The organism is Bacillus cereus group sp. N12, from assembly GCF_016483575.1.
In the GTDB taxonomy this organism is placed as follows: domain Bacteria; phylum Bacillota; class Bacilli; order Bacillales; family Bacillaceae_G; genus Bacillus_A; species Bacillus_A toyonensis.
Genome location: NZ_JAEHBO010000136.1, coordinates 1 through 8,008 on the forward strand (window position 1 = coordinate 1; position 8,008 = coordinate 8,008).

Consider the following 8,008-nt stretch of genomic DNA (forward strand, 5'->3'; position numbering starts at 1 on the left):
ATATAGAATGTTAGCTCATTTAAGAAGGTTGCGTTTGTTGGTATTTATAATAGACCATTTTCGCGCCTCTCCTATAGTGAGTATTTTTATTTCAGTATTATAAGTGTTACACGTAGAAATGAGTAAGTCTCGTGTTAAAATATGGTAATTTATATTATCTTATGTAATTTTACAAAAACTTAAAAAAGTATGGAAAAGGTAATTCATATAATAGAGAAGTAAAATGTTTTCTCATTTTTAATATGAGAGGAGGAAGCACAGGAGAATTCTATGTATTCGTATATTTTCTATTGTATATTCCTGTGCGAAGGGGAAATGAAAATTACGATAATTGGTACTGGATATGTTGGATTAATTACAGGAGTAGGTTTGGCAAAACTGGGACATTCGGTCACATGTTTTGATATAGATTATGAAAAAATTGAACGGATAAAACAAGGGGATTTACCTATTTATGAATGTGGCTTACATGAATTAATACATGATGCGTATAAGTGTGCAAAGTTAACTTTTACAACAAGTATATTAAAAGCTTTTAAAAATGCTGAATTTATATTTATTGCGGTTGGAACACCATCATTAGCAAATGGGAGAGCTGATTTAACGTATATTAAGCGTGCGTGTGAGGATATTGGGACGTACGTGAATAACGATATTATTGTTGTTACGAAAAGTACAGTTCCTGTAGGTACAAATGAAGCGATGCAGGGATGGATTGAGGCGAAGTTACAAGGGAGGCACAAATTACATGTCGTATCGAATCCAGAGTTTTTACGAGAAGGTTCCGGTATTTATGATTTCTTCCATGGTGATCGTATTGTAATTGGAGCGGATGATGAGAAAGTTGCACGGAAAGTAGAGGATTTGTACAGTGCATTATGCTTGCAAACGTATATTACAGATATTAAGAGTGCAGAGATGATTAAATACGCGTCTAATGCATTTTTGGCTACAAAAATTAGCTTTATTAATGAAATTTCAAATATATGTGAGAAGGTAGGAGCAAATGTATTAGATGTAGCAAAAGGAATGGGGATGGATAAGAGAATTGGTACCCATTTTTTACAGGCGGGCATTGGATATGGGGGATCGTGTTTTCCGAAAGATACGAAAGCACTTGTACAAATGGCAGGAAATGTTTCTCATGATTTTCGTTTGTTAAAAGCGGTCATTGAAGTGAATAATAAGCAGCAGTTGTTATTAGTTGAAAAAGCGAAAAAAGTAATAAATATGAATAAGAAACGGGTTGCAGTTCTTGGAGCAGCATTTAAACCGAATACAGACGATATTAGAGAAGCACCATCTCTTATTATCATACAAGAATTGATTAATATAGGTGCGGATGTAGTTGTATACGATCCGAAAGCAATTCAGCATGTACAACAAACATTTGGAAAGACGATACAATATGCTGAATGTATAGATGAATCGATTAGAGGCGCGAGTGCAGTTTTTATCGTAACGGAATGGGAATCTATTCGAACATATCCATTAGAAAAGTATGTACAACTTATGGGGGAGGCTATTCTATTTGATGGGAGAAATTGTTATACTAATGAGGATGCTAGAAAGCAAGGGATAGATTACTACTCAGTGGGACGAAAGAATGTTTGTAATAATCATGTTGCTACTATTCGATAAAAAGAGCAAGTTCCTTGTTTATTCTTATACGTCATAATAGAAACTGTAACTAGTGAGAGAAAAGAGGCAATAAAATGACTGAACGTTTAAAAGTAATGACAATTTTCGGGACACGTCCAGAAGCAATTAAAATGGCACCTCTTGTATTAGAGTTGCAAAAGCATCCAGAAAAAATCGAATCAATTGTGACTGTAACAGCACAACATCGTCAAATGTTAGATCAAGTATTAAGCATCTTTGGAATTACGCCAGATTTCGATTTGAATATTATGAAAGATCGTCAAACTTTAATTGATATTACAACGCGCGGTTTAGAAGGTTTAGACAAAGTAATGAAAGAAGCAAAGCCTGATATCGTCCTTGTACATGGTGATACAACAACAACATTTATTGCTAGCTTAGCTGCTTTTTATAATCAAATTCCAGTAGGTCATGTTGAGGCTGGACTTCGTACATGGGATAAGTATTCTCCATATCCAGAAGAGATGAATCGTCAATTAACAGGTGTAATGGCAGACCTTCATTTCTCACCGACAGCGAAATCAGCAACGAACTTACAGAGAGAAAATAAAGATGAGTCACGCATTTTCATAACAGGAAATACAGCGATTGACGCACTGAAAACGACTGTAAAAGAAACATACAGTCATCCGGTACTAGAGAAACTTGGAAATGATCGCCTTGTACTGATGACAGCGCATCGCCGTGAAAACTTAGGTGAACCAATGCGTAATATGTTCCGTGCAATTAAGCGCCTTGTTGATAAACATGAAGATGTGCAAGTCGTGTACCCTGTTCACATGAACCCTGTTGTTCGTGAAACAGCAAATGATATTTTAGGAGAACATAGCCGTATTCATTTAATCGAGCCGCTAGATGTAATTGATTTCCATAATGTTGCAGCTCGTTCATACTTAATGTTAACTGATTCTGGCGGTGTTCAAGAAGAAGCACCATCACTTGGCGTGCCAGTTCTTGTTCTACGTGATACAACAGAGCGCCCAGAAGGTATTGAAGCAGGTACGTTAAAATTAGCAGGAACAGATGAAGAGACAATCTTTAATCTTGCTGATGAGTTACTATCTGATAAAGAAGCTCATGATAAGATGGCGCAAGCATCTAACCCTTACGGTGATGGTCGTGCATCAGAGCGTATTGTTGAATCAATTTTACAACACTTTAATAAGTAAATAAAAAAGAGCCAAATCTTATAAGATTTGGCTCTTTTTGTTATTCCTGATTTCTCATAATCCACTCTGCATGAGCATTTGTGGAAGGGGGCGGCTCAGTTGGTGTTTTGTTCGGGTTTGTTTCTTTCTTTGCTTTTTCGTTAGAGTTAGAATTTGAGTCAGGATTTGATGAATCGGTTTTTGTATTTGGATTTGTTGGAGTTTTTGCTTTTTCCCCTAGTTCTTTTTCTATTTCATTACGTACCGTCTCTACACCGATTGGATCCGGAAGGAAGTAATAAATACCGCCTATTTTTTTGTCTTCTCCTTCAAGTTTTAACGTTTGTATTGTAGAAGGATCAAAACCAGAAAGTTTATTGTAAAGAGCAAGTCCGTCTGAAATAGGAATGTCGGTTTTTATATATTTTCCAACGACAGTCGTTAAATCTTTAATTTTAAATACAGTAGAGGCAGAATTCAGTTTTTGAGCAACAGCGGCTAGCAATTGTCTTTGTCTAGCGGCTCGGCCATAATCGCCGTTTGGATCCTGCTTTCGCATACGGACGTAAGCGAGTGCCTCTTCACCATTTAAGTTTTGTTGCCCTTGCTTAAATTGGATTTTTTTGTAGTAATCCACGTCAGAGCGTTCCCAAAAATCGAAAGGGACATCAACGGTAACACCGCCAACAGCATCAACGATACCTTTAAAGCCTTGGAAATCAATTTTAATATAATGGTCTACAGGAACTTTTAGAAAACCTTCGACAGTTTTGATTGCCATTTGTTCTCCACCATAAGCATGCGCAGCGTTAATCTTATCTTCTTTGTCCTTTCCAACAATTGGAACGCGGCTATCCCGAGGAATACTCATAAGTGAAATCCTTTGAGTTTTCGGATTGACTGTCGCAAACATTAATGAGTCTGTACGCCCATTTTGACCATCTGTTGCATAATCTTCTATACCCATAATGAGGATTGTAAAAGGTTGCTTTGTAATTTCTACATCTTTAGTTCTTAAATCCGATTTTTCACGACTAAATCCACTATACATCCCCATAAGAGAAGTGTAGGAATTTAATATATAGACTCCTACACTGCCAAATAAAAATGCGAAAATAAAGAAGTAGAAAAGTTTTCTTCTTCGCTTCTTTTTTATTCTGCGATTTTGGAGATGATGATAACGTTCTTCCATATATAATCTCCTTAGTTCATTGTAGAGAAGTTCTTCACTACATTAATCTTTAAAGGTGATAATTTCATTATTCTTAGATAAGATCTTGCTCTAAGTACAACATATCTCCTTCTGTAATTGTACATTTCCCATTTGTTAATTCAATCATCCAATCTGTGAATGCTTGTTTTCCATCTTCTTCTACAAACGTATCGAATGTGACATTTTCTAAATAATGTATATCTTTAATGACATATTTTGAATTGCGTAATTCATTTTCTAGCTTGCCAAGTAAAGTGTAATCAATCTCGGTTTGTATAACCCGCACTAGTTTTCGTTCGACAATGCCGACGTGATTAATACCTTCGCTTGTACATTTTCCGTATGCGCGAATTAATCCACCTGCACCGAGTTTAATGCCACCAAAATAGCGTGTAACGACAACAACAGTATCTTTTAAACCGCGTTTTTTTAATACCTCTAACATAGGTACACCAGCTGTGCCGCTCGGTTCACCGTCATCGTTCGCTTTTTGAATTTGATCTTGTTCGCCAATTAAATACGCTGAACAGTTATGTGTTGCATTCCAATGCTGTTTTTTTATTTTTTGTATAAACGCCTGCGCTTCTTCTTCAGTTGTAGCTCTATTTACATAACAAATAAATCTTGATTTTTGAATGACAATTTCGTGTTCGCCATAGTCTTTTATTGTTAAATATTGTAATAACAATGATATACGCCCCTATCTGTCAAAATGACTAGTACTTTACATTTTAAAAGCGGGCGTTTTTATATTCAAACATTTTTTATAAATAAGCTGAAATTTTTGATGAGTATTTTATCTTTTTGTTGTAATTTGTCGAGATGCTGAGTATAATTCTCAACCGGTATTTTTATGTATGGATGCACCTTTTTTAGTTTTCGTGTAAAATTAGGGGATAAAAATTTTTTATAAGGCAGGTACGAGAATGAAAACAGCTATTGTTACTGATAGTACAGCATATATACCGAAGCATATTCGTGACGAACTAAATATATATATGATTCCATTAAACGTTGTGTTTGGAACAGAATCTTATCAAGAAGAAGCTGAAATTTCAGTAGATGATTTTTATGTAAAAGTACGTGAGCAGGAAGAACTTCCGAAAACTTCGCAGCCAGCGATTGGAAAGTTTTTAGAGTTATACGAAGAATTATCTAAAGAATATGATGCAGTTATTAGTATTCATCTTTCAAGTGGCATTAGTGGTACATACCAAACAGCAACGACAGCTGGACAGATGGTAGAGGGTATTGAAGTATATACGTATGACTCTGAAATTAGTTGTGAAGTACAAGGATTTTATGTACGTGAAGGCGCGAAATTAGCAAGTGAAGGAAAAACACCAGAAGAAATTATCGCTCGTTTTGATGAAATGAAGCAAACGATGGACGCATATTTTGTAGTGGATGATTTACATCATTTACAACGTGGTGGAAGATTAAATAGTGCGCAAGCTTTCATCGGTAGCTTGCTACAAGTGAAGCCAGTTTTATATTTTAGAGAGAAAGTCATTATTCCATTTGAAAAGATTCGTACACGTAAAAAAGCGCTAAAACGTATCGTTGAAATTTTTGATGAACAAGCAAGTAAAGGTGTACCTATGGAAGCAGTTATCATTCATGCGCAACGTGAAGAGGAAGCGAATGAATGGAAGCAAGAATTAGAAGCAAAATATCCTCATGTCGCAATTCGCACGGGTTATTTTGGTGCTGTAATTGGTACGCATTTAGGTGAAGGTGCACTTGGTCTTGGATGGTATACGAAGTAATAAGATAGAAAAGGCTCTCTTTTTGAAGAGGGTTTTTTTACGGAAATGTTACGTATAGTTGACAAGTTAATATTTGGAAATGATAAAATGTACGTAAAATAAAATATGAGGAAAGTTTTATAACTTACTTTTTACAAGAAACTATATTATAATAGAAGAGAGGTGAAACATATGGAGCATAATTCTTGTTTATGTCCAAAGTTTGAGTCAGCTTTTACTTTGCTTAGTAAAAAATGGACTGGCTTAATCATTAAATCTTTGCTAGAAGAGCCGAAACGTTTTAGAGAAATCGCAGATATTATACCGAATATGAGCGATCGTATGTTGTCAGAGCGTTTAAAGGAATTGGAAAGCGAAGGCATTGTAGTTCGTAATGTTTATCCAGAAGTACCAGTTCGAATCGAGTATGGCTTAACTGATAAAGGAAAAGCGTTAGAAAGTGTTATGGATGAAGTCCAAAATTGGGCTGAGAAATGGATGAAATAGCGTTTCAATTTCATTTATATTTGTATTCGTATATTTAATAAAACGTAAGGGGCACCTTGCGTTTTTTCTTTGTTTATAACAATGAGGAAAAATTAAAAAATTCTACACATACATACAAAAATATACGTATTTTGCGCTAGATGCACATATAATATTACATTTGTTTTACAAAAGCGTAACATTGGTAAAAAAAAACCCGAATTATGGTATAAATTTTATAGGTTATATACGGAAAAAAAGAAAAAGAAAGCGGTGTAAAAGATAAAATGAAAAAGCTAAAAATGGCGTCTTGCGCATTAGTTGCAGGGTTAATGTTTTCAGGATTAACACCAAATGCATTTGCAGAAGATAATATTTCTGACGTGAAATCACAAATTAATACACAAAATGACACTTTACATAAACAACAACAAGAACGTGATGAATTACAAAAACAAATGAACGAATTAAATAAAACAATTCAAGGTTTAGATAAGTCTGTTCAAGAAAATGCTTCAAAGCTTGATGAAACAACGAAAAAAGTTGCTGATACTGAGCAATTAATCGAAAAGAAAAACAAAGACATTGCGGAACTACAAACGAAAATCGCAAAACGTGAAGATTTATTAAGAAAACGTTTAGTTGCGCTTCAAGAACAGCCGAATACGAACGTTGTAACAGAAGTTCTTGTAAACTCTAAAAACGTTGCAGATTTAGTTGATCGTTTAACTTCTGTTTCTAAAATTCTTGAGTCTGACGAAGATATCATGAAAACACAACAAGAAGATCAAGCGAACGTGAAAAAGGATGTTGCAACAGTAAAAGAAAAACAAAAAGAATTAAAAGAAGCGCAAGCTCAAATTGAAACTGCTAAGAAAGAACTTGACGCTGAAAAAGCGAAAAAAGAAACAGCAGTAAACGATTTAAGTGGTAAAATGGATACAGTTGTAACGACGATGACAAGTACGGAAGATCAATTGAAAGAGCTTGAAAAACAAGCATTACAATTACAACGTATGGCTGAACAGGAAGCACAAGCAAAAGCTGCACAAGAAGCCGCTGCTCAAAAACAAGCAGAACAAGCTGCTAAAGAAGTGCAAGCGCCTGCTCAACAAGTTGCACCAGCGAACAACGGTGGACAAGCTCAAAAAGAAGAGCCTAAACAAGAAGCACCTAAACAAGAAACACCTAAACAAGAGAAGAAACAACCAGAGCCAGCTCCAGCTTCAAATGCGGGTGGCGTAATTGGTAAAGCACAACAATACTTAGGTATGCCATATGTTTGGGGAAGTGCATCTCCATCAAAAGGTGGTTTTGATTGTAGTGGATTCATTTCTTACATCTTTGGTGTAGGTCGTCAAGACGTTAACGGTTACTGGAATTCAGTTTCTAAAGTAAGTAGCCCACAACCTGGAGATTTAGTATTCTTCCAAGGTACTTATAAAGCAGGTCCATCTCACATCGGTATTTACGTTGGTAATGGCCAAATGATTCATGCTAGTGATAAAGGAATTGCGTACGGTGATATTAACAGTTCATACAACAAAAAACATTTCTTAGGATACGGTCGATTCTAGGATTTATAAACGAATAAAACACGTGTATAAAGTCGATAGCTTACTATTTTATAAGTAGGTTATCGGCTTTTTTGAGTTTTTACGAAATTACGGGAAAGGTTTATAGTGTGCTAGAGGTGATGGTCCATGTTATCTGGGAAACAGTTATTATTAGAAGAACTCTCTACAGACGTA

Annotated in this window: 6 protein-coding genes and 1 pseudogene; 5 read left to right on the forward strand and 2 right to left on the reverse strand. The window is 35.4% G+C overall.

The window, feature by feature from the left end:
* Positions 1-270: 270 nt before the first annotated feature.
* Together JDS92_RS28880 and wecB are read left to right on the forward strand one after the other, a co-directional pair.
* On the forward strand, positions 271-1,641 hold the full coding sequence (locus tag JDS92_RS28880; RefSeq protein WP_199632969.1) for a UDP-glucose dehydrogenase family protein: 1,371 nt from the start codon (positions 271-273) through the stop codon (positions 1,639-1,641).
* Positions 1,642-1,715: 74 nt separating this feature from the next.
* Positions 1,716-2,831, forward strand: coding sequence for a non-hydrolyzing UDP-N-acetylglucosamine 2-epimerase (gene wecB, locus JDS92_RS28885; protein ID WP_000140136.1), 1,116 nt, complete (start codon positions 1,716-1,718; stop codon positions 2,829-2,831).
* A 40-nt stretch (positions 2,832-2,871) separates the two neighbouring features.
* On the opposite strand, the gene JDS92_RS28890 is transcribed toward wecB, so the two are convergent.
* Positions 2,872-4,002, reverse strand: a complete 1,131-nt coding sequence (locus tag JDS92_RS28890; RefSeq protein ID WP_097954043.1) for an LCP family protein — start codon at positions 4,000-4,002, stop codon at positions 2,872-2,874.
* 73 nt (positions 4,003-4,075) lie between these two features.
* Positions 4,076-4,711, reverse strand: a complete 636-nt coding sequence (locus tag JDS92_RS28895) for a YigZ family protein (protein WP_000926675.1) — start codon at positions 4,709-4,711, stop codon at positions 4,076-4,078.
* A 238-nt stretch (positions 4,712-4,949) separates the two neighbouring features.
* Here JDS92_RS28895 and JDS92_RS28900 point away from each other — a divergent pair, with 238 nt between their 5' ends.
* From JDS92_RS28900 to JDS92_RS28910, 3 genes and pseudogenes are all read left to right on the forward strand, one after another.
* Positions 4,950-5,792, forward strand: a complete 843-nt coding sequence (locus JDS92_RS28900) for a DegV family protein (protein ID WP_000844773.1) — start codon at positions 4,950-4,952, stop codon at positions 5,790-5,792.
* A gap of 171 nt (positions 5,793-5,963) precedes the next feature.
* Complete coding sequence (locus JDS92_RS28905; protein WP_000400852.1) at positions 5,964-6,278, forward strand: winged helix-turn-helix transcriptional regulator; 315 nt, start codon at positions 5,964-5,966, stop codon at positions 6,276-6,278.
* A 160-nt stretch (positions 6,279-6,438) separates the two neighbouring features.
* Positions 6,439-7,834: pseudogene (locus tag JDS92_RS28910) on the forward strand (C40 family peptidase).
* Positions 7,835-8,008: the final 174 nt, after the last annotated feature.